Origin of the sequence: Streptomyces phytophilus, from assembly GCF_013870535.1 — a bacterium.
Lineage (GTDB): Bacteria > Actinomycetota > Actinomycetes > Streptomycetales > Streptomycetaceae > Streptomyces > Streptomyces phytophilus.
Genome location: NZ_JACBXC010001421.1, coordinates 1 through 1465, shown reverse-complemented (window position 1 = coordinate 1465; position 1465 = coordinate 1). Strand labels below are relative to the sequence as shown.

Genomic DNA, 1465 nt, shown 5'->3' with positions numbered 1-1465 from the left:
CGGGAGCCGGTGGCAGGCGCCGAGGACGGACCCCGCCCGGGTGAGCCGGCCGAGCAGCGGGCGCCCGCCGCCGTACGGGCCCGTGCCGCGCGCTCGGAGCCGTGCCGTCCAGGTCAGCGCCATGATGTGCGGTACGGGCCTGCCGCGCAGGAACTCTCCCGCTTCGGCCAGGAATGCGTCCACGTCATCGGTGAAGTGCCAGCCGTCCGCGCCCATGCTGCATGATCCCCCGGGTCCGCCGCCGCGCGAAAGCCCCCTTGATCAGTCCGGGCGGCGGGCGTCGATCAGCGCCTGGATGCCGTCGAGCACGCGCTCCAGGCCGAACGCGAACTCGTCGTAGTCGGAGGGCTGCTGCGGTGCCTGCGCGTCCGGCTCGTCGAAGGCGCCGCCCTCCACCGCCGTACGCAGATGGGGCAGGCGGCCGGTGTCGGAGACCCGGAGCAGGAAGTGGCTGTACTCGCTCATCAGCCGCTCCACCTCCGCGTTCCCGCCCATCGCCAGGGCGATGGTCACCTCCGCGCGCACCTGGTTGCTCACGAGCAGCGCCGTGGCCACCTTCTCGAACTCCGTGAGCGGGGTGTCGCGGAGGAGGTAGAGGGCCTGGTCGAGCGCGGCGAGCTGGTTCGGCGTGACCGGCGGGCCGCCGCTCGGGATGTGCGCCACGGCCCACGGGTGCGCGAACATCGCGCTGCCGATGGCCTGGTGCCAGTGCCGCAGCCCCGCCCGCCAGTCGTCCCCGACGCCCTCGGGCAGCGGTGGCGGGGGGCCGAAGGCCCCGTCGACCATCAGCGTGACCAGCTCGTCCTTCGTGGCCACGTACCGGTACAACGCCATCGTCGAGACGCCCAGCTCCTTGGCGACCCGCCCCATCGACGCGGCCTCCAGCCCTTCGGCGTCGGCGACCGCGACCGCCGCGGCCACGATCCCCTCCAGCGTCAGCCCCCGCTTCGGCCCTTTGTGCGGCCGGGGCCGCAGGCCCCAGGCGGCTTCGACGCTGGCGGGGACGGCTCCGGTGTCGCGCTTGTCTTCGCCGCGTTCGCTCTCGCCGGCGGTGTCCATGGCGTCCATCTGCTCAGTTTACGTCATACGCAGTGCCGTGTATGGTCTACGCAGTAGCGCGTACGGCATACGCAGAACCAGCTCTACGGAGAAAGGGGGGAGCTGTGCCCCAGCCCACCCGCCCCGCCGTCGAGGCCGCCGGCCTCACCAAGGCGTACGGCGGCACGAAGGTGCTCGACGGCGTCGGCCTGAGCGTCCCGCCCGGCACCGTCTTCGCCCTCCTCGGGCCCAACGGCGCCGGCAAGACCACCACGGTCCGGATCCTCGCGACGCTGCTGCGCGCCGACGCGGGCACGGCGAGCGTCGCCGGGTTCGACGTGGTCGCGGAGCGCTCGCAGCTCCGCCGGGCCATCAGCCTCACCGGTCAGTACGCCGCGCTGGACGAGCAGCAGACCGGCGCCGAGAA

2 protein-coding genes and 1 pseudogene are annotated in these 1465 nt (G+C 73.4%); 1 reads left to right on the top strand and 2 read right to left on the bottom strand.

Going from position 1 to position 1465, the window contains the following annotated elements; all coding sequences use genetic code 11:
• Positions 1 to 216: pseudogene (locus H5J30_RS32975) on the bottom strand (GNAT family N-acetyltransferase); the annotation flags it as partial.
• A gap of 45 nt (positions 217 to 261) precedes the next feature.
• Positions 262 to 1068, bottom strand: a complete 807-nt coding sequence (locus H5J30_RS32970) for a TetR/AcrR family transcriptional regulator (protein ID WP_181791364.1) — start codon at positions 1066 to 1068, stop codon at positions 262 to 264.
• Positions 1069 to 1163: 95 nt separating this feature from the next.
• Here H5J30_RS32970 and H5J30_RS32965 point away from each other — a divergent pair.
• The coding region (locus H5J30_RS32965) for an ATP-binding cassette domain-containing protein (RefSeq protein WP_181791362.1) at positions 1164 to 1465 on the top strand (302 nt) is incomplete at its 3' end.